Source organism: Bifidobacterium leontopitheci, from assembly GCF_009193355.1.
GTDB classification, from domain to species: Bacteria; Actinomycetota; Actinomycetes; order Actinomycetales; family Bifidobacteriaceae; genus Bifidobacterium; species Bifidobacterium leontopitheci.
In genome coordinates this window covers 1-20,546 of sequence record NZ_WBVT01000030.1, presented here as the reverse complement: position 1 = coordinate 20,546, position 20,546 = coordinate 1, and the positions used below count along the sequence as shown (strand labels likewise).

9 protein-coding genes and 1 tRNA gene are annotated in these 20,546 nt (G+C 66.5%); 5 read left to right on the top strand and 5 right to left on the bottom strand.

Annotation, left to right across the window (positions count from 1 at the left end):
• Window positions 1-66: 66 nt before the first annotated feature.
• Window positions 67-5,424, bottom strand: a complete 5,358-nt coding sequence (locus F7D09_RS08595; protein WP_226836165.1) for a S8 family serine peptidase — start codon at window positions 5,422-5,424, stop codon at window positions 67-69.
• Between the two features lie 820 nt (window positions 5,425-6,244).
• Window positions 6,245-8,125 carry a methionine--tRNA ligase gene (metG, locus tag F7D09_RS08590; RefSeq protein WP_152234972.1) on the bottom strand — a complete coding sequence of 627 codons (1,881 nt, stop codon included), beginning with the start codon at window positions 8,123-8,125 and terminating at the stop codon, window positions 6,245-6,247.
• Window positions 8,126-8,447: 322 nt separating this feature from the next.
• Between metG and F7D09_RS08585 the strand changes: the two genes are divergently transcribed.
• Together F7D09_RS08585 and F7D09_RS08580 are read left to right on the top strand one after the other, a co-directional pair.
• Entirely contained in the window at window positions 8,448-9,092 is a 645-nt protein-coding gene (locus tag F7D09_RS08585) for a sugar phosphate isomerase family (RefSeq protein ID WP_152234971.1), read from the top strand.
• A 707-nt stretch (window positions 9,093-9,799) separates the two neighbouring features.
• On the top strand, window positions 9,800-10,072 hold the full coding sequence (locus F7D09_RS08580; RefSeq protein ID WP_152234970.1) for a variant leucine-rich repeat-containing protein: 273 nt from the start codon (window positions 9,800-9,802) through the stop codon (window positions 10,070-10,072).
• 677 nt (window positions 10,073-10,749) lie between these two features.
• On the opposite strand, the gene rsmI is transcribed toward F7D09_RS08580, so the two are convergent.
• Complete coding sequence (gene rsmI / locus F7D09_RS08575; protein WP_152234969.1) at window positions 10,750-11,775, bottom strand: 16S rRNA (cytidine(1402)-2'-O)-methyltransferase; 1,026 nt, start codon at window positions 11,773-11,775, stop codon at window positions 10,750-10,752.
• A 379-nt stretch (window positions 11,776-12,154) separates the two neighbouring features.
• Between rsmI and F7D09_RS08570 the strand changes: the two genes are divergently transcribed.
• From F7D09_RS08570 to F7D09_RS08560, 3 genes are all read left to right on the top strand, one after another.
• Window positions 12,155-12,838: a VTT domain-containing protein gene (locus F7D09_RS08570; protein WP_152234968.1), complete on the top strand. Its 684-nt coding sequence runs from the start codon at window positions 12,155-12,157 to the stop codon at window positions 12,836-12,838.
• Window positions 12,839-12,986: 148 nt separating this feature from the next.
• Window positions 12,987-13,059: transfer RNA gene (locus F7D09_RS08565), tRNA-Ala, on the top strand.
• Window positions 13,060-13,330: 271 nt separating this feature from the next.
• Entirely contained in the window at window positions 13,331-14,641 is a 1,311-nt protein-coding gene (locus tag F7D09_RS08560; RefSeq protein WP_152234967.1) for an ATP-binding protein, read from the top strand.
• Window positions 14,642-14,715: 74 nt separating this feature from the next.
• Here F7D09_RS08560 and F7D09_RS08555 read toward each other — a convergent pair whose 3' ends face one another.
• Both F7D09_RS08555 and F7D09_RS08550 read right to left on the bottom strand, forming a co-directional pair.
• Window positions 14,716-15,390: an HAD family hydrolase gene (locus tag F7D09_RS08555; protein ID WP_152234983.1), complete on the bottom strand. Its 675-nt coding sequence runs from the start codon at window positions 15,388-15,390 to the stop codon at window positions 14,716-14,718.
• 721 nt (window positions 15,391-16,111) lie between these two features.
• A complete protein-coding gene (locus F7D09_RS08550; protein WP_226836163.1) occupies window positions 16,112-19,657 on the bottom strand; it encodes a GDSL-type esterase/lipase family protein in 3,546 nt (1,181 codons plus the stop codon).
• Window positions 19,658-20,546: the final 889 nt, after the last annotated feature.

Here is a 20,546-nt window from a genome sequence, read left to right as displayed (position 1 = left end):
CTCATCGGCCGGCAGCCGGCCAGCCAACCGAGGTCAGCCGGCCAGCCAACCAGCAAACCGTCCGGCTCAGCGGCCGTGACGGCCGGCGGCTGCGCTCTTGCGGCGCAGCAGGACCGTCGCGGCGCATCCGGCGGCGAGCATGACCGTCACCACGGCCGTGACGCTCGCACCGGTGCGGCCGATGCCGGACTGCGGGCCCGCGGCGTTGGCGCCGGGCGCGACGCCGCCGTTCACGCTGCCGTCGGTGCCGTGCTGGCCGCCGTTGCCGTCGGTCTCGCCGGGGCCGACCTTGCGCAGCGAGTCGAGTGCGCGCTGCAGTGCGGCGAGCGCGTCGTTGACCTGCTGCTGGGTGGCGTCGGCGTCGGCGTTGACCTTCTCGGCGGAGGTCAGCGCGCCCTGGAGCGCCTGCCAGCTCGGCTTCGTGTAGTCGCTGGCCTTGAGGGTCTTCGCCTTGGCGATGGCGGCGGCGAGCTTGGTCTTGTCGACCTTCGGCGCCGGCGTCTCGCCGTTGTCGACGGCGGGGATGTCGGGCGTGGCGGAGGTTCCGGCGGCGTCCGGCATGGCGCCGCGCAGGTGCAGGATCAGCGGCTTCGCCTTGGCGGCGGTCTCGCTGTTCGCACGGTGCGCGGTCAGGGTCACGCCGTCCTTGTCGGCGGTCAGCAGATCCGCGCTGTCCGCGTCACCGGCGGCGTCGCCGAACCACAGGTCCGGGTTGTAGACGTCGTAGGTGGCGGGGTCAGCGGTGTCGGCGATGTACGAAGTCGCGTACGAGGAGCCGTCGGACGGGTGCGAGGCGTACACCGACTCGACGGTCGCCTGGTAGCGGATCTTCGTCTGCGTGGTGGTCTTCGTGTAGCCGAGGGCCGCAAGCTTGACCGGCAGGACGATCGTGTTGGAGTCGGAGATCGACGCGTCGTCGATCGGCTCCACGTCCACGGCCGCGTTGGAGGCGAGGTCGTAGGTGACCGCGTACACGGTGTCGGACTGCGAGCCGGCAGGCGAGACGGTGGTCGTCACGAGGAAGTCGGAACGGCCGTCACCGGACACGTCGACGTACACCTCCGGGTAGAGGGTCATGCCGATGCGCGACCAGCTCTGCTGCATGACGAAGCCGAAGCCGAGCATGCCCTTGGACGGGTCGGCGAGCTGCGGCGCGGTGCTGGCGGCGCCGACCGCGCGGATGTCGGCCGAGGCGAGGGAGCGGGCGGAATCCGGGTTGCTGTACACGTCGACCGGATCCTCGGCGCCGAGCTGCATGGCGGCGAGGCGGGAGACGTACGCGGTGGAGCCGGTGCCCTGGTCCACGCCGTGGCCGGTGACGGCGAGCTTGCCTTCCGTGGCGGTGGCGGAGTCGAACGTGACGTTCGTCTTCGTCTCCGAGATCGGCTTCGGCGCGGCGACGACGGCGACGCGGATCGGCGTGGCGTCATCGGACTGCTCGGTCGGCACGAGGCGGATCACGCCGGTCGCGTCGGTCACGTAGGAGCGTGCCACGCCGCCGACTTCGGCGGTCATCGTCGGGTCGATGGTGTGGCGCAGCGCCTCGGCGTCCGGGATGCTCAGCGTCACGGAGAAGGTCGCCGTGCCGTGCGCCTTGACGCTGACCGTGTCGGCGCTCAGCTTGTAGGTCACGCCGTCGGTTTCGGTGCGGGCCTCGTACGAGACCTTGTACGTGTGGTCGGCGTCGGAGTCGTTGGTCACCGTGAACTGCTTGGTGGCCTCGTAGCCCTTCTCGCCCACCTGCACGATGCCGAACGATGCGGTCACGGCCTCCGGGTTGTCGGAAACCGCCACGCGCACGTCGTTGTTCACGGCGGCGTAGGCGTCGATGCGGCCGGTGCCGATGCGCAGCGGGCCGTAGGCGGTCTTGCGGTCGGCGGTGTAGATGTCGTGGTCGGCGGTGTTCATCAGCTGGGTCTTGAGCAACGTGGCGCGCGTCGCGTCGCCCGCCTTCCACTGCGGATGGGACTGGAGCACGAGCGCGGCGACGCCGGAGGTGAGCGGCGTGGCCATCGACGTGCCGCTCATCACGGCCATGCCGGTGCCGGTGCCGGAGCCTGCGGAGACAACGCCCACGCCGGGCGCGGCGACGTCAGGCTTGACCGTGCCGTCGTACGAGCCGTGGATGCCGCGTGAGGTGAAGCTCGCCACGACGTCCTTGTTGGAGTCGTACGTGTTCTTGACGCTGGTCGCGAGCTTGGAGGAGAGCGTGACCTTGAGCGTGCCCGCGTTGATCGCCGGCATGAGCTTCTCGGCCGTCGTCTTGTTCATCTGGAAGCCGGGCAGGTAGTAGTTGCCTGCGATGCCGGATTCGGGGATGTCGCTCTGCGAGGCGAAGATGATGCCCACCGCACCGGCGTCGTACGCCTTGTCGAAGCGCGTGGCCGAGCCGCACGCCACGTTGGAGTCATCCCACTCGACGTACACGACGTTGCCCTTGACGGCGGCCGCGTCGGCCGCGGAGTAGGCGTTGCAGCCGTTGAGGTTGCTCTGGTCGGTCAGCTTGACGACCTTCTTGTCGGCCACCTCGAACGTGGGGTTGACGACCGCGATGTTCTGCGAGTACTGGCCGGCGTACTTGTCGGAGACCAGATCGGACGGCGCGGTCACGGCGATGGCGTCCTGCAGGGAGCCGCCGGACTGGGTGGCGGCGACGGCGAGCGCGCTAGAGGCGTTGGCCGGGCTGCCGGAGGCGTCGGTGTAGTCGCCGTCGTTGCCGGCGGCCGCGACCGACAGGATGCCGGACTTGGCGAGTTCGTTGACCTTGGTGATGTCGGGGTCGTTGTTGCTGGTGAACGACGTGCCGAGCGACATGGAGATCAGGTCGATGTCGGCCTTGTTCTGGGCCACCTGCTGGGCGACCCATTCGAGCGCGGCGCCGGTGACTTCGGTGGAGCCGCCGCCGTCGCCGAACACCTTGAGCGCGTAGATGCCGGCCTCAGGCGCGGCGCCGGGGCCGATCTTCATCTGCTGGACGGTCTCTTCGGTCTGCTTGCCGTAGTCGCCGGTGAACGTGGAGCCGTCGGCGTTGACACCGTAGCCGAGCGCTGTGCCGGCAACGTGCGTGCCGTGGCGGCCGCCCTTGCCGTCGATCGGGTTGGCGTCGGGGGCCGGGAACGGGTCGTAGACGTCGTCGCTGGCCTGCGTGTTCGCGTTGTACGAGGTGCCGGCGAAGTCGTAGCCGCCCTTGTACTTGACGCCGTGCTGGTTGACGAGGGTCTTGAGCGTCGGGTCGGTCAGCGGGTCGGCCTTGGACGCGAGCGCCGTGGCGTAGGCGTCGGTGGTGCCGGCGCCGCCGAAGTCGGCGTGCGTGTAGTCGAGGCCGGTGTCGATGATCGCGATGTTGATGCCCTTACCGGTCTTGCCGGTCTGCTTCCAGGTCTTGATGGCCTGCACGAGGGTGTCGTTGTTGGCGTTGGCCGGCTCTGTCGCGGCGGCGGTCTTCTTGCCGGCTGTCGCGGCGGAACTGCCGGTCGCGGTGGTCGCGGTGCGCTGCACGAGCGGGCTCACGGTGACGACCTGGTTGGACTGCTGGGCGAGTTCGCGCAGCGCCTTGGCGTCGGCGCGCACGGCGATGCCGGGCACGCTGAACGCGGCCTCATACAGCTTGGACGCCTTCGGGTCGAGCTTCTTGAGCTGGGCGAACAGCTCATCGGTCGTGGAGTTCGTCTCCTTGGCCTGCGCGTTGACGTCCTTGAGGGTCTCGGCCTTCTTCTGGCGGTTGCTCAGGCGCGAACGCTTGAGCTCGTACGTGCTGGAGCGCTGCTGGGCGAGGCCGCCCACGCCCTTGGATTCGATGAACGCGGAGACGTCGCCGCTCATGTGCACGAGGTCGCCGGAGACGGTGCCGCCCTGCGTGGGCTGCTGCTTGTCGCCTGCCGGCGTTTCGGTGGTCTTCGGGTCGCCGACGGTGATGGTCTGGGTGAGTGCGCCGCCGTTGTCGATCTGCGCCTTGAGCGTGAAGTAGCCGTCGCTCGGGTTGGCGACGAGCTTGACCTGCGCGGTGTTCGTGCCGTCCTGCTGGGCGGTCGTGCGCTGGTAGAAGGAGCCTTCCGTGGAGTAGGAGACGACCATACGGTTGACGCTGCCGGTCGAGTCGAGCAGGGAGATGTTGGCGCCGGTGGCGTTCTTCACGGTCACGGTGATGCCCTTGCCGTTGGGGCCGAGGTCGTCGGCGGTCAGCTTGGTCGGGGTGACGTCCAGCGAGGCGTTCTCCGGATAGTCGCCGTTCTCGTCGGTGACGATGAACTTGAGCTGCGCGTAGTCGCCGGTGGTGCGCGAACGCAGCGTCAGCGTGTACGTGCCGTGCGGGAACGTCGCGCCGCCCTCGCCGTTCGGCACGATCGCGTTGGAGAACGTGCCGTCACCGTCGGCGCGGCCTGCGCCGAGGTAGTTGTCCTTCTGCAGCGGCGTGACCAGGTTGACGTCGACCGCGTCGAACGCCTTGATGCCGGTCGCCGTGTACGGCAGCCCGTTTTTGACGAACTGGGATTCCGTGATCTTCATGGTCTGCGTTGCGTCGCTCGGCCCGCCGGGGATGGTGATTTTGCCGGTCTCGTGGCGTTCTGCGCCGGGCGTGACCGTGTACGTGGCGGCGCCTTGCGGCATGCTGCTGCCGGCGGAGCTCAGCGAGAGCACGCTGACGGACCACTTGCCGGTGGCGATGTTGACCGTGTTGCCGGTGAGCGTGTCGCGGAACTCGCCGTTCGCGTCGGCGCGCAGGTGGGCGCCGCTGTCCTCGACGGTCTGCGTGGTGCCGTCCGGCGATGCGATGTGCAGGGCGACGCGGCCGTTCTTCTCGAGGCCGGTGGCCTTGATGGAGATCGGCTGGTCGATGAACTGGTCCTGCGTGAGCGTGGTCGTGGAGAGCGTGACCTTGACCGTGTTGCTCGAGTCGGCGGTGACGGTCAGGGTCGCGTCGGCGGTCACGCCGCTCTTCGCGCCCTTGGCGAGGATGGTGTGGATGCCGAGCTCGGAGAACGAGTTGATCGCGTAGAGCTTCGCGGAGATGCTGCCGTTCGCGTCGGCGGTCGCGGGGGCGAACGCCTGCTTGGCGCCGGAGGGGGCGACGTCGGTCAGGTTCACCTGCTCGCCGGCGGTGAAGCCGCTGCCGGTGGCGGTCAGGCCGCCGGTCCAGAACAGGTAGCGTTCGATGCTGGTCTGGCTGAGCGCCAGCTTGTTGTCGCCGTCGCCGGCGGCGTCGAACACCACCGTGGCGTCGCCGCCCTTGCCGGAGCGGACGGTCGGCTGGCTTTTCTCCAGCGGTTTCTTCGACGTGAATGCGTCATTGCCGGCCGTCACCGTCTGCTGCGGTTCGGCCGTGGTGTCGGTGCCGGCTGCGGTCGCGGCGGGCATCTGCATCATGCCGGCCATCGCGACGCTGGCGATTGCCGCCAGCAGCCGTGACCATCGTTTGTGGGCCATGATTCTCCTCGATCCTTCCGTTGTTCCCGTGGGCGTCGCGGGCCGGTGCGCGCGGCTTGTGGTTGGGCTGCGCGCGGCCGCGACGGGTCACGGAACTTACGTCACGATATGATATAGGAAAATTACTTCTTAATTTTTTCGTGTCCATCTTCTGGACGCCGAACGGCGGAATCAAGGCGGCAGAAGGGATGCGGGGGCTTCGAGATACGAAAACCCGGGCCGACGGCGGCCACGGGCATAACACGGACGAAACAAACGGGGGCTGATTGCGGACGCGGGCCGGCGCGGGCAGGTCGGTCCGGTCGGGCACAGGACGGCAAACTCCTGGATTCCTCCCATTCCCGCCCCCCGGCATGGGAGAAATCCAGGAGTCCCGACGGCAAACTCCGGGTTTTCTCCCATTCCGAGCCAGCAAAATGGGACAAACCCGGGAGTCTCGCCTCCAGACTCCCGATCTTCTCCCATTCGCAGGCCCCCGGATGGGAGAAAACCCGGAGTCCCGCACCTCCCCCAACCCGGCGCGCACCTCTCAACCCCGTCCCGCACCATCGTCACAACGTGCACCTACCCGCTGTGACAACAACTGGGCGTCGTGCGGGGTCACGGTGCCGGGCGGGGTCACGGTGCCGCGCGCACCAGCGTCACAACGTGCACCTACCCGCTGTGACGTATCACGCCCCAAGCCCGGCCCCACACCGGCGTCGACCGGCACAAGCCTTCAACGACAAAGCGGGGCGGGGTGCCCATCATCGCAATCGATGACGGCACACCCCGCCCCGCTTCAGCTATTCGAGGCCGAGACCCGACCCCAGCCCAAACATCAGGCCTTGGCCTGCTCCTCGCTCTTCAGCTCGGCCTGCGCGGCGGCGAAGCGCGCGGCTTCGGCCTCCTTGCGGGCCTTGAGCTCGGCGTCGAAGCGCGCCAGCTCCTCGGCGACAGCCTCGGTCGGGATCTTCGCGAAGATCGGATGCGGCTTCGGCACCGGGGTTCCGGCCACCAGCGGCTCGCTCTCCCACGGGTGCACGGTCTCGCCCAGCTTGTAGTCGCCGGTGATGATCGGGTACGTGAAGCCCGGCTTGTCGAGGTCCTCGACCTCCTCGAGACGCGGCAGCGGCGAGAACACGCCGGTGCCGCCGAGCGCCTCGTACACCTTCTGCGCGGAGTGCGGCAGGAACGGCGCGAGCAGGTGGTTCGCGTCGTACACGGCCTGCGCGGCGACGTGCAGCACGGTGCCGAGCCTCGCCTCGTCGTCCTTGATCTTCCACGGCTCTTCGGCGGAGATGTACTTGTTGATGTCGCCGACGACGCGCATCGCGGTGGCGAGCGCGTTCTTCTGGTGGTGCTTCTCGATGAGCGCGCCGACCTCGTCGAACGCGTCGGACGTCTCCTTGAGCAGGGCGCGGTCCTCGTTGGTCATCGAGTCCTCGTCCAGCGCCGGGATTTCGCCGAAGTTCTTGTTCATGAGGTTAGCCACACGGTTGACCAGGTTGCCCCAGCTGGCCGCCAGCTCCTCGTTGTTGTGACGCACGAACTCGGCCCACGTGAAGTCGGAGTCGGAGGATTCCGGGCCGGCCACGGAGATGTAGTAGCGCACGGCGTCCACGGGGTAGCGCGCGAGGATGTCCTTGACGTAGATGACGATGCCGCGCGAGGACGAGAACTTCTTGCCCTCCATGGTCATGAACTCGGAGGCGACGACCTGCTCGGGCATGTTCAGCGGACCGAGCGGACCGGTCTCGCCGCCCTTGGAACCCTGGCCGTTGTAGGCCAGCATCTCGGACGGCCAGATCTGCGAGTGGAACGTGATGTTGTCCTTGCCCATGAAGTAGTAGGCGGGCGTCTTCGGATCGTTCCACCATTCGCGCCACTTCTCCGGGTCGCCCTGACGGCGCGCCCATTCGATCGAGGCCGACAGGTAGCCGATCACCGCGTCGAACCACACGTACAGCTTCTTGTTCGGATTGTCGATCCAGCCCTTCACCGGCACGGGGATGCCCCAGTCGATGTCGCGCGTGATGGCGCGCGGCTTGACCTCCTTGAACAGGCCGATCGAGAAGTTGATGACGTTCGTCCTCCAGCCCTTGCGGGTCTTCAGCCACGCGAGGTTCGCATCGGCGAGTGCCGGCAGGTCGAGGAAGTAGTGTTCGGTCTCTTCGAAGCGCGGGGTCTCGCCGTTGATCTTGGAGACGGGGTTGATGAGCTCGTCCGGGTCGAGCTCGTTGCCGCAGGCGTCGCACTGGTCGCCGCGCGCGCCTTCGGTGTGGCAGATCGGGCATTCGCCTTCGATGTAGCGGTCCGGCAGGGTGCGGCCGGTGGAGGGGCTGATCGCGACCTTCTGCGTGCCCTTGTAGATGTAGCCGTTCGCCAGGCACTGCTTGAATAGCTCCTGCACCACGTGCTCGTGGTTGCCGGTGGTGGTGCGGGTGAACAGGTCGTAGCTCAGGCCGAGGTCGCACAGGTCCTTGGCGATGACGCGGTTGTAGCGGTTCGCCAGCTCCTGGGCGGTCACGCCCTCCTTTTCGGCCTCGACGAGGATCGGGGTGCCGTGCTCGTCGGTGCCGGAGACCATCAGCACGTCATTGCCCTTCATGCGCTCGTAGCGCGCGTAGACGTCCGACGGCACGCCGAATCCGGCGACGTGTCCGATATGACGGGGGCCGTTCGCATACGGCCACGCAACATTTACCAAAACATGACTCATGACACCCGATTATCCGGCCCAGCGGGGACACTGACGGGAACACTGCGCGGCGGTTTCCGGCACGACGGCGGCGCGGCGGCGGCGCAGCCGTGACGCCGGTGCCGGCACGGCTGCACGGTGTCGGCACGGCGATACGGTCGGCACCGCACAGTCGGCACCGCACAGTCGGCACGGTGACATTGCGGCGACCACGCGACGTCGGAGGCAAAGTTATCCACAGAGTTATCCACATTCGGCTAGGCTGAAGCGCGACTTATCCACATATCCACAGATTTCGCGGGTGCGGTGGCGCGGTCGGGGATGTTCTGGTTATGGTCGGCGCATGGACGACATCATCATCACGAAAACCGGCCACGCGAACCTGACCAGAGCCGGGCCGACCGCCGCGACGGACGGTCTTGTCATGCCGAACGCCAGCGCCGCGCCGACCTTCACCCACCGCGAGCTGCCGGGGCCGCTGAGCATCGCCCGGCTGTCGGATTTCGGCACGGTGCATTCGCTCGACCAGGCGAACGCATACAGCGCCGAACATGCGGACACGCTCTACGGTCGCGGGCAGATCGCGCAGGGCATGGTGCCACGCAGCACGATCGCCTGCGCCCTGACCGCGGCGTGGGTGTGGCTGGGAGGACTGTTCCCGCGCACGATCGACGTGCTGTCGAACTCGCATTTCCGCTCCACCGTGCACGGGCGGCGGATTCGCGCGTTCAGCCGCAAGGTCGACCCCGACCATGTGATGCGCGTCGGCGGGCTGCGGGTCACGACGCCGTTGCGCACCGCGTGCGACGTGTCGCTGCTCGTAGAGGACGAGGAGAGCCGGCAGGAGGCCACCGAAGTGCTGTGCGCGCTGGCCGAGGAGTACGGTATCACCCCGCGGCAGTGCCTGGCGATGCTCGACGAGAACCGGCACTGGCCGAACACCCAACAAGGCCGGCGTCTGCTGGAATCGCTGGAACACTGCCTATAAGCGTGGCGGCAATGGTCTGTACACGCCGCCGGCCTCTCAGCGGAGGGATCGGTCTTCCAACGAACCTAGCCGTCAACTCGGCCCGCGCCTCGGCCCCCTCGGCGGAGGGGGCTGTCGGCGGAGCCGACTGGGGGAGCGCCACCCGACACCCGACCGGCCACGTCAGCCGCAGGCCGACTGAGTGAACGCACACCAGGCGCTCCCAACCCCGTTCCCCCGCGTTCGCGAAAGGAGACGCAATGACACGACATCGTCCGACGGCCGCGCAACGCTTGCGCGACGGGCCGCGTTATGACGGGCGGCGCCGAGATGACCACGCCGATCGCGCTACGTCGCGCACGCGGCTACCGCCCACATGCGACACGGCACAAGACTCCGCCGAACATAACGGAGGCGCCGGCGACGCATCGTCAGTGCAGCATCAGCCACGTGGGGCAGTCAGCAAGCCGCCGCACGGACCGGCACAACAGCGCACGCCAGCCGCCGATTTTCACGGCACGATTCTGCCGCGCCCGCAGGCCACCGAGGTCGACGGCGAACGACGGCGGGGCATCGTCAAACCGTCGAGCATGATTGCCGGTAAGACTCGCCCGGCTGCCGGACGGGCAGCCGGCGAACAATCCGCTCAAGGCCGACCAGCCGTCGCTCGCACGATGTCACCGCCTCGAACGCCGTCGCAACGACGACTCCGAGGGTTACGCGACGGCATGGGGCCAGCGGCAGGCGACGGCCCGGACGCGCCCCCGGACGATGACACGCTGCGTCCTCCCCCGCCGCCGGTCCGTCTCACGCCGCAGCTGGCCTGCAATCCGCAGACCGGCATGGCCGTGCTTTGGTACATCGCCGAGCATGCGCCCGAGCTGCGGCGCTGGATCGTGGTCAATCCGAGGGCCGACGCTGCGTTGCTGGAGTACATCGCGCAGGCCGGCGGCCCCGGCGTGAACCGAGCGCTGACCATCCTGCTTGACGGACTGCGGTGACCCCGGCACGTGCCGCACATCTCAACATGCAGCGGAAGGCTGACCCGTACGGCAGACAGCGGCCCATCCCTCGGCCCCCTCCGACGTAGGACGCTGGCGGCTGCAAGCTGACTGGGGAACGATCAACCGCCACCAACGATTCATCGCCACATTTGCCTATAGCCCCCGACTACCCCTCAGTCAGCTTCGCTGACAGCTCCCCTCACAAGTGGAGCCGAGAGCTCGCGCCATTTCTCGTCTCCCCCGACAGAGAACCGCACTGCACGACAAACGTCAACCCGCCCTCGGCCCCCTCGGTGGAGGGGGCTGTCCTTGAGACGGTCGACCGCCATGTTGTCCTCCGCCTCGGCCCCCTCGGTGGAGGGGGCTGTCTGAGCGAAGCGAAGACTGGGGGAGCGTCACCCGCCACCAGCGCCCGCACGCTTCATGTCGGAAACGACCGCGAATCCACCTGTCAGCGGCCGTTTCCTACCATGACCCGGCACTGGCTATTGGGAAACGGCCGCCAACGGGCCCTCCGGCGGCCGTTTCCCACCCCGGCCTGTCGTCTACTAGTCGAAAACGACCGCATATCATCCCCTCAGCGGTCGTTTTCCACTAGAACCAAGCGACATCCGGCAGCAAACGGACGCTCGGCCGACCGGGCACACCCACAAGCAGCCGACCACCACCTGCGCTCACGACTTCATGCGCAGCACGGCCGCGTAGACCTGCTTGCGGTTGGCGAGCGACCCGTCGGGCAGCGGATGCTCGGAGACGACCTGCGTGATCGCCTCCTTGATGCGCAGCCCGTCCTCCAGCGCACGGTCGATGGCGAGCACGGCGAGGTCGTCGATGCTCAGCGTGGACGGGGCCGCTGCCTGCGCCTCCTCGTCGGATGCGCCGCCGATGACCAGCACCATTTCGCCGCGCGGCGGATCGTCGATCACGCCTTGACGAATGTCACTGATCGTGCCGCGTCGAATCTCCTCGTAGTCCTTGGTGAGCTCGCGGCACAACGCCATCGGGCGCGTCGGGCCGAACGCGTCGAGCAGGTCGTCCATCGAGTCGGCGATGCGGTGCGGCGTCTCGTAGAACACGATCGTGCGCCGTTCCGGCAGCAGCATGCGCAGGTGCTGCACGCGTTCGGCGTGCTTGCGCGGCAGGAAGCCCTCGTAGCAGAACCGGTCGGTCGGCAGTCCGGACAGCGCGAGCGCGTCGAGCACGGCGCTCGGACCGGGCGCGCACGTGACCGGCAGACCACGCTCGATGGCCCGGCGCACAATCGCCATGCCCGGGTCGTTGATGGTCGGCATGCCCGCGTCCGACACCACGAGCACGGTCGCGCCCGTCTCCACGCGGTCGAGCAGCCCGTCGGCCTTCGCACGCTCGTTGTGGTCGTGATAGGCGACGACCGAGCCGTTCACATGCACGCCGAGCCGGTTCGCCAGATCGTACAGCCGGCGCGTGTCTTCGGCGGCGACGATGTCAGCGTCGGCCAGCAGCGCCTTCAGCCGGTCGGATGCGTCGCCGACGTTGCCGATCGGCGTCGCCGCGAGCACCACCGTTCCCCGTGGAACATATCGTGAAACATCCTGTGAAATACTCGGCGAGCCCTCGGTCGCGACATCGCGGTCGCCGCTCTCCCCCACGCCGACGACCACCTCAGCGGCCGTGCCCAGCGCGTCCTCATCCTGTTCCGACCTGTCAAGCACATTATCCATGCCTTCAGTATCCCCCACGCCGTCCCCACGTTCTGACGTCCTGACGTCCTCACGTCAGAACGTCCCCACGGTTTCCCAGCCCAACCTCCTCACGCCCCAACCGGCACCATGCCGAGCCTTGCCCCTCCCCCATGCCCACGGTCCGCCATCTGGTCGCCCCGTCAGCCACGCGTCCGAAACACCCCCGCACTCTCACGGCCGGCAGCCACGCACGTGCTCGCGCAACGCCCGCGGGCCGTAGCGCCGCACACACTCGCCCTTCGGCACGCCGTCGTCCCCTCCCTGCCACCGCTACACCCCGGCTGATATCGTGTTGCACGTCTGAAATCACGTTTCACAGCCGCCGACTGCCGTGCGGCCGATAATTGACAGGACATCCATGGGTTTCGTTCATTTCATCATCAATCTGCTGAAGGATCCGCGCAGCGCCATCGCCAGCTGGATCGCGATGGGCACCATACCGACGCTCGGCTTCATCTTCCTCATCGTGTTCATCGAGACGGGCGTGGTGTTCTTCCCGTTCCTGCCCGGCGACTCGCTGCTGTTCGCCGCCGGCTTCTTCGCCGCGCAGGGCGACAGCGGACTGCCGCTGATGGCGCTGCTGCCGGTCGTGTGGATCGCGCCGATCCTGGGCGACCAAAGCAACTATTTCATCGGACATTTCTTCGGCCGCCGCATCATCGCGTCCGGCAAGGTGAAGGCCATGACGCCGGAACGGCTTGAGAAGACCGAGCAGATGATCGAGAAGTGGGGGCCACTGGCCGTGTTCCTGGGTCGGTTCTTCCCGTTCATCAGGACGTTCATGCCGTTCATCTCGGGCATTTCGGGCATGCGTTGGAGCCGGTTCACGCCGTTCTCGATCCTCGGCGGCCTTACCTGGTCGACGCTGTTCACGCTGCTTGGCTTCTTCTTCGGCGGGATTCCCGCAGTGCAGAAGCATTTCGAGCTGGTGATCGTGCTGATTCTGGTGATCTCGCTGCTGCCGACCATCATTGGCCTGATCAAGGCGCGCGCGGGCAAGAAGAAGGGCGGCTCGGCCAAGCCGGCGGCCCACGCGAAGTAAGCTGTGGCGGCGGCACGGGTCCCTGCCACGCGTTGGTGGCCCGTGGCGGGATTGAAACTTCACGATTTCTTCACAAACTGAATTGCGTTTGCGGCGATAGCGTATTATTGTGTATCGAGTTGTCCTGCAGTGCAAGGCAACAAACCAAGGGGCTGTAGCTCAGTTGGTAGAGCGCTTCGTTCGCATCGAAGAGGTCGTGGTTTCGATTACCATCAGCTCCACTAAACCCTCCGGAATTCCACCTCCGGAGGGTTTTTCTTTACCTTGGCGGCGCGGCGGGCCCAACATCAGCGCCGAAACACCCGCAACCCCGGATTCATGGGCTCAAATGCCCGCAATACACCCCAAAAACCGGGCATTTCAGCGCACAATTCATCGAGTTCGCCTTCCCCGCTAATTCGGATTTTGGTAGTTGAAGAATTCGGATTATTGCAGTCGGAATATTCGGATTGTTGCGGCCACATATCATGACACCGAGAAAGGGCGCATAACATGGACGTTCCCACCCCTAAGCCGATTCGCCCGCCCCACTATCGGCCCCGCATTGTCGACAAGCAGGTCGAACGGTATCAACGCATCTTCGGCGCCGTGGAAATCGCCGGCACGAAATGGTGCGGCAAAACCTGGACCGCACGCGCGCACGGCTCCAGCATCACCTATGTGGACCGGAGCAACAATCTCGCATTGGCCAAGGCCGACCCTTCGCTGATGCTGTTGGGCGACCGCCCGCACATCATCGACGAATGGCAGCTCGCGCCGGCCATTTGGGACGAAGTGCGCCACAGCGTGGACGACAATCCCGACGACAAAGGCCAGTGGCTGCTGACCGAATCATCCACGCCATTGCGCGACGAGACCCCGCATCACAGCGGAGCCGGGCGCATCGGGCGCATCCGCATGCATCCGATGACCCTCACGGAATCCGGATTATCCTCAGGCAAGGTCAGTCTTGCCGCCCTGTTCAGCCACAAGTTCGCGCCCGCCGCGTCCAATGTCGACCCGCACACGCTGCTTGACGCCGTATGCCGCGGAGGATGGCCTAAAGCGCAAAACCTGTCCGTCACGGACGCGCAGATCCTCATCCGCGAGTACATCCGGCTGACGTTGACCGAGAGCGTCGCCCGTCTCGGCAAGGACCCCGACACCGCGCGGCGACTGTTGGACTCCCTGGCCCGCAACATCAGCCAACCGGTGACGTACAAGACCTTGCGCAAAGACATGTACGGCTCCGAAGAGGTTCCCGACGATTTCGTCTCGGACCGCACGGTTTCCGAATACGTCAGCATGTTCACGGACATGTTCGTCATCGCCCCGGTCAAGGGGTGGGTGCCGCCCGCACGTGATCCCAAACGTCTGCAAACCAAACCACGCCGTTATTTTGCAGACCCCTCCATCGCCGCGGCCCTGCTGGGTATGAATCCCGCAGCGCTGCTCAACGACTGGCAGACATTCGGGTTCCTGTTCGAGAACATGTGTGTGCGCGATCTGCTCGTCTACGCGAGCTCTCTGCCGGACATCGGTATGGAACCCGTACGGTACTACCACGATGATTCCGGATTGGAATGCGACATCATCATCGAACTCGCCGACGGCCGATGGGGAGGCATCGAGGTCAAGTCCAGCCACGACAAAGCAGAGGAAGCCGCCGGTAACCTGCTGCGTTTGAGGAACAAGCTCATGCGCAATCCCGGCGCGCGAACCAAAGAACCGGAATTCCTCGCGGTGCTTGTCGGCATAGGAGACTTCGCCTATCGAAGGGAAGACGGCGTCCTTGTCATTCCGCTTGGTACGTTAGGCGCATAAAGAACACTGCCGCACAGTTTCGGGTGCTGGCCAGCTTCCCTCCCCAGGAAGCCAAGCCAACACCCCCGAACCCGTCACTCCCCCACGCGCTGGCGCACGTAGCCGTCGAGCGTCGCGGCGGTCACGCCCGCGTACGAGTCGATCGAGGCGAACTGCGGGCCGGCCGACGTGTCAGTACGGATGTAGCCGGTCTGCGCGATGGTGGTCGCGCCGGACGCGGCGGCCGAACGCAGGCCGCTCATCGAATCCTCGAGCGCCACGCAGTAGCGCATGTCCTCGGGCGCGATGCCGAGCACCCGCCCCGCGGCCAGATACGGTTCCGGCGACGGCTTCTTCTCCACGTCATCGTCGCCGCACACGAACCCGACGAACGCGCCGGCCGGCGCCTGATCGACCAAACCCTGCGCCAGATGACGCGGCGACGTGGTCACCAGCACCGACGGAATCCCCGCCGCAACCAGCGACTTCAGCACATCCGTCACGCCGTCGATCCACGGCATGTGCGCCGCCTCCGCGCGCGACACGTAGTCGATCATCCCCTTGCCGATCTCCTCGACCGACAGCTGGCAGCCGTGCTCGACCATCCGCTGCGCGACCGCCGGCACCGGCGTGCCCGACCCCTGCCACGCGAGCTCGGAATCCCAGTAGCCGCCGTGGGCGCGCGCGATCTCCATCTCGCCGGCGTGCCAGTACGGCTCCGAGTCGATCAACGTGCCGTCCATGTCCCAGAACACGGCCTTCAGCAGCATGTCACTCATATCGTTCGCCTTTCGTTGTTGCGCTGGTTCTGCGCCGTTCCGACCGGTCGGGCTGCCCGCCGGCCCTGCCTATCCATCGTCGATTATCGCAAATGACACCGAGATTGCGACGGCAGCGAGTCACAATATCGTGCGACGCGATGTGCCGTTCGGCCATGGACGTTGCGCAAGGACGCGCAACAGCAATTAACTGGCAGCATCGTCGCAAATGTCGCATAAAACCGCATGGATTGGCCGCCATTGCCCCACCCGACACCGTTCATACGGCATCCCCTTCGAGATGTGGGTGTTTCGTTTGGAGGATTTCACGGATGACACCGCGGGCGACATTGATGAAAACGGCTCCATAGAGCCGTTTTGAGGATGTGAGGTGTTCGTGGTGCCGGGCGAATTCGCCAAACAAAACACCCACATCTCAAAAAAGCCAGTTTTTTCGCCCTCCCGCCAAGCCTCGCGTCAGCCTCCGCCGCCCTGCTCACCATCCCCGCGCACCTTCCGGCGACAATCGGCACGGGAATGTCGACCGACGGCCTGCCGGCACCACCATTCCGTCATCCGACGGCGCAACATGACGGAGGCTCCCCGTTCAAGGAGAGCCTCCGCTGCATACCAGATCGCTACCGGACCGTCACCGGCCCACTACCGGACCGTCACCGGCTCCATCAGCCCGCTACCGGCCGCGAGCCAAGCCGCCCGCAACCGGCCCGCGCAATCACGGCCGCACGCTCCGGCGCCGGCCTCGCGCGACGGCCGCCGCGACACCGGCCAGCATCAGCAGCCCGGCCGCGGCCGTCACGGCAGCGACGTCCGCGCCGGTTTTCGACAGCCCGCTGCCGGAACCGTCGCCCGCGCCCGGCTTCCGTCCGGCCTCGCTGCCGGTCCCGGAACCGGCACCCTGCCCGGCTCCCGACCCGCTACCAGTCCCGGCACCGCTTCCGGTCCCGCCGCCGGTGCCCGGCCTCGCCGTCACGCTGATGGCGAACCGCGCGGTGAACGCGGCCGCATCGCCGTTGGCCACGGACGCGGTGACCGTCACCTTGCCTGCCTTGACGAACGGCTGGCTCAGATCGACGGTCTTGCCCTGCTCGTCCACGGCGGTCAGCGCGTATTCATCGGCGGCGAGCGCCCGCTTCTTGCCGTCGGTGAGCGTCGCGGTCACGATCACCTTGCCGCGGTCGAACCGGTCGCCGACCTTGACGCCGGTCTGCGTGGTGACCGCGGTGATGTGGTCGATCGTCACGGCGCCCGGCCCCGGATCAGGCCCCGGCCCAGGCTCGACGGCCGGCAGCGTCGCCGTGTACGTCACGGTGACCGGCTGCGACCCGTCCGGCACCACGGCCGAACCGATCACCTCGTACGTGTGCGCGGCGGTGTCGCCGGCGGCGAGCGGCACGTCGATGCCGTTCTTCAGCACGTCGGCGGGCGCGAGTCCGTTGGCGACCGTCGTGCGCGTGCCGTCGGCGGCGACTTCGACCACGCGGTAGTCCTTGACGATCACCAGCGAGGCGGCCGGGTCGATCCGCGTGGTGTCGATGTGCGCCCGCGCGCCGTCAGCCGAGCCGTCATCAGCCCCGCCGTCCACGCGCGCGACCGGCACTTCCCCGCCGTTCTCGCTCGCGCCGGCCAGGTTCACGCCGATCGTGTCGTACGGCAGCGATGCGACGCGGCTTTGCGACACGTTGGCCGGGTACAGGTCGAGCGACTTCATCATGAACCGCGCGTAGCCGAGGTGGCCCGAGTAGTTGAGCTGTCCGGCGGCGTTGAACCATCCGGTGCGCACGGCGGGGTTCGCGGCGACGACCTGCCCGATCCACGCCTGCGCGTCGAGCAGCGGCAGGCCGGCCTCGTCAGCCACGCCGCGCATGGCCTTGGCGTACGCCTCCTCACCGCCGCGCACGGTGACGGGCGTGACGAGCACGACTTTGGATCCGGCGGCCGTCGCCTTGTCGGCCACGGACTTCACGTGCGTGGCGAACGCGGCCGCGTCGGTCTCGACGAGCTTGCCGTCGGCGTCGTACAGGTCGGGCGCGACGAACAGGATGTCCGGCTTGTACTGGCCGATGCGCGCGTCGTACTCCTCGTCGAGCTGCTTGGCGGTGACGCCGCCCTGCGCCGCGGCCACGAAGAACTTGGCGCGCTGCAGCTCGGTGTCGTTGCCGCCCAGGCTGGTCGCGTACTCCCAGCGCACGCGTTCGTCGAGCAGCTGCACGAGGTTCTTGGCGATGATGTGGTCGCTGTAGCCGCCTTCGATGGTCTCGCCGCCGGCGAACACGATGTTCTTGCGCACGCCGGTGTTGGAGATGAGCGGCTTGAGCGCGTCCGTCGCGGCTTGGTTCTTGGCGACCGCGACTTCGGCGACCGGGGTTTCGGCGGTGATCTTCTTGGCTTCCGCCTCACTGAGGTTGCGGCCCCACGCGGTCACGTAGTCGACCACGCCGGTGAGCTGCTGCTTGCCGGCGGCCGCGTCGGAGCCGCGCACGGCGCCGACGGTCGCCTGGTTGACGGTGATGGCGGCGGGCACGTTGAGTTTGATGCTCGCGTTGCCGCTGACCGTGCGCAGCAGAGCACCGTCGGCGTAGGCGGTGAACGAGTTGTCCGCGAAGTTCACGGATACCGTGTGCCAGTTGCCGTCGGCCAGGTTCGCCGCGCCGACCGTGTAGAAGTCGCCGGTGCCGTCGGAGTTCTGGAACTGCAGCTGGCCGGTCGCGCTCAGCCGCACGGTCGCGCGCGTGGTCGAGCCGGAGTCGCCGAGCGAGAACAGCGTCTGCGGCTCGCTGCCGCCGCCTGCCGCGCGGAACCGGATCGTCACGTTGGACTGCTGCTTGCCGGCGACCGCTTTCACGACGTCCTCGCCGGCGTCGATGTACTGCGCGCCGGTGAGGTACTTGCCCACGTCCGCGGTGGCCGCGCCGGACGGCAGCGCGTCGCCGAGTCCGGCCGTGCCCTTGAGCCCGACCGCATCGGCGGACGCTGCGACGCTCGGGCCGGCGAGCGCCATGTCGGCGCTGTTCCACTTGGCGATCGCGTCGCTGTCGCTGAGCATGTTGAGCGCGCCGAGCGTGAACTTGGCCCATTCGATGTGCCCGTTTTCGCCGGGGTGGATGTTGTTGCCGGTGCCCATGTAGGTGTTGCCCTGCTTGTTGCCGTTGTTGAGTTCCAGCCAGCGCTTGTTGAAGTCGACGAGGATGACGTCCTTCTTGATGGCGAGCCGGCGTTCGGCGTCGAAGTACGTGTCGAGGTTCGTGTTGAACGTGGCGTCGGTCGTGTAGTTCTGCGTCTGCAGGATCGGGATCGCGCCGAGCTCGCGCACCTTGTCGATGATGGACGTGAGGTTGGCGATGTACTGGTCGACGGGGAACTGATGGCTGCGGCCGTCGTTCATACCGAACGTGATGAACACGACGTTCGGATGTTTTTCGGTGACCCACTTGTCGAATGCGCCGGATTTGAGCGGCCAGCTGGCGTCCGCGCTGGAGATGCCCGTGTTCATCACGAGGTCGTCGGCGCGCGAGACGCCGCGCACCTTCTCGGTTTCCAGCTGGTTGGCGAACAGTTCGGAGTAGATGCGGTAGCCGCGCGTGTACAGCACGCCCTGCGTGATCGAGTCGCCGATGAACAGCCAGTTGATGCCGTCCGTCTTGCTGAGTTTCTCGCTGAGCGTCTTGTAGTCGGCGAGCTGCTCGTTGCGCGCCTTCCATGCGGCGATGTCGGCGGGCAGCGCGACCGGCTGGGCGACGTTGACCTTCTGTCCGGTGATCTTCACGGACTGCAGTACCTTACTGCCGGTCGAGTCGGTGGTCGCGTCGATGCTGGCTTCGGGGGTGAAACCGTTCGCGACGTCCGCTTCGGTGACCACGTGATAGGCGAGCTTGGGGTTCGCCGTGTTGGAGCAGGCGGCTTTTTCGCCTGGCTTGAGCGTGCTCCAGCGGCAGATCGGGAATTTGGTGTTGCCTTGCGGTGTGGTCACGCCGTCGAGGTTGGACGTGCGCGGGTAGACGGCGATGTTCTGCGTGCTAACGTTTTCGTAACCGATGATGTACGTCAGTGTGTCGCCGACTTCGACCGTGTCACCGTTCTTGTCGGTGCGTTCGATGGTCAGCTTGAGATATTCCTGCTGTGCGTCGGCTGTTGCGGCGGGGGCGGACGGCGTTGGGCCGACCGCGTTGGCCACGCCCGCCGGCATGACGCACAGGGTGGCGAGGGCCACTGCCAGCGCGCCGATTCTGCGCAACGGCGTGGGCTTTGCTGCATGGGTCATTATGGGGATCCTTCTTCTCGCAGCGTCGTCGTTGACGGTCCGCCGACAGTGCCATACTGCCGTGTTCCGCGGTTCGTCTGCCGTGCCTTCGCTGGCGCGGGCGGCTTCGTCACCATTTGACGTTGCCGTGTGACGGTGCTGTGGGATTGCTCTGTTGGTTGGATTATGGGGTTCGATTATCGCGTTGAATTATGAATCCAGCAATCGGCTGAAATTCCCCTTATTATAGCCTACATAGTTAACGAAATCCAGCTGATGCTGGCGGGAGCGGGGTAGGCGGGAGCGAGCGCCCTTCGTCCCGCCGCACTTCACGCGCCTTTACTTTTCGCCCCCACAGACGGGGCTCCCGCGAAGCGGGTTGGGGTGGTCACAACAGTCAACACCCGGCACCCCACAACCACCCTCAGTCGGCTCCGCCGCCAGCTCTCGCCAGCGGGAGCCACATCAACCCGCAACGCCGCCGAACATCCCACTCCCTCGCACTCCGCTTTCTTCCTTCCCCTCGCCCCACTTTCCTCAAGATACACATTGTGCACCTTGAGGAATTTATGTGAAGGAAGAGTGAACAAAACGGTTGGATTGTGCACCTTAAGGCGCACAATCTGCTCGTTTTCTGCCGCAAGTTGCACATTGTGCATCTTCGGGAACGGAAAAGCGGAGATGATTCCCAGCAGAACGCGGGGCAGAACGCGGGCGGCCACCCTCAATCCCGCTTCGCGGGCCAGCTCCCGCCAGCGGGAGCCACACCAACCCGCAACACCACCGAACATCCCACTCCCTCGCACTCCGCTTTCTTCCTTCCCCTCGCCCCACTTTCCTCAAGATACACATTGTGCACCTTGAGGAATTTATGTGAAGGAAGAGTGAACAAAACGGTTGGATTGTGCAC

Bases quoted from the DNA above. Each gene is read 5' to 3' on its own strand.
- F7D09_RS08555 (WP_152234983.1), bottom strand. From the start codon at position 15,390: ATGCTGCTGAAGGCCGTGTTCTGGGACATGGACGGCACGTTGATCGAC.
- F7D09_RS08580 (WP_152234970.1), top strand. From the start codon at position 9,800: ATGGGGCCAGCGGCAGGCGACGGCCCGGACGCGCCCCCGGACGATGAC.
- F7D09_RS08595 (WP_226836165.1), bottom strand. From the start codon at position 5,424: ATGGCCCACAAACGATGGTCACGGCTGCTGGCGGCAATCGCCAGCGTC.
- F7D09_RS08570 (WP_152234968.1), top strand. From the start codon at position 12,155: ATGGGTTTCGTTCATTTCATCATCAATCTGCTGAAGGATCCGCGCAGC.
- F7D09_RS08585 (WP_152234971.1), top strand. From the start codon at position 8,448: ATGGACGACATCATCATCACGAAAACCGGCCACGCGAACCTGACCAGA.
- F7D09_RS08550 (WP_226836163.1), bottom strand. From the start codon at position 19,657: ATGACCCATGCAGCAAAGCCCACGCCGTTGCGCAGAATCGGCGCGCTG.
- metG (WP_152234972.1), bottom strand. From the start codon at position 8,125: ATGAGTCATGTTTTGGTAAATGTTGCGTGGCCGTATGCGAACGGCCCC.
- F7D09_RS08560 (WP_152234967.1), top strand. From the start codon at position 13,331: ATGGACGTTCCCACCCCTAAGCCGATTCGCCCGCCCCACTATCGGCCC.
- rsmI (WP_152234969.1), bottom strand. From the start codon at position 11,775: ATGGATAATGTGCTTGACAGGTCGGAACAGGATGAGGACGCGCTGGGC.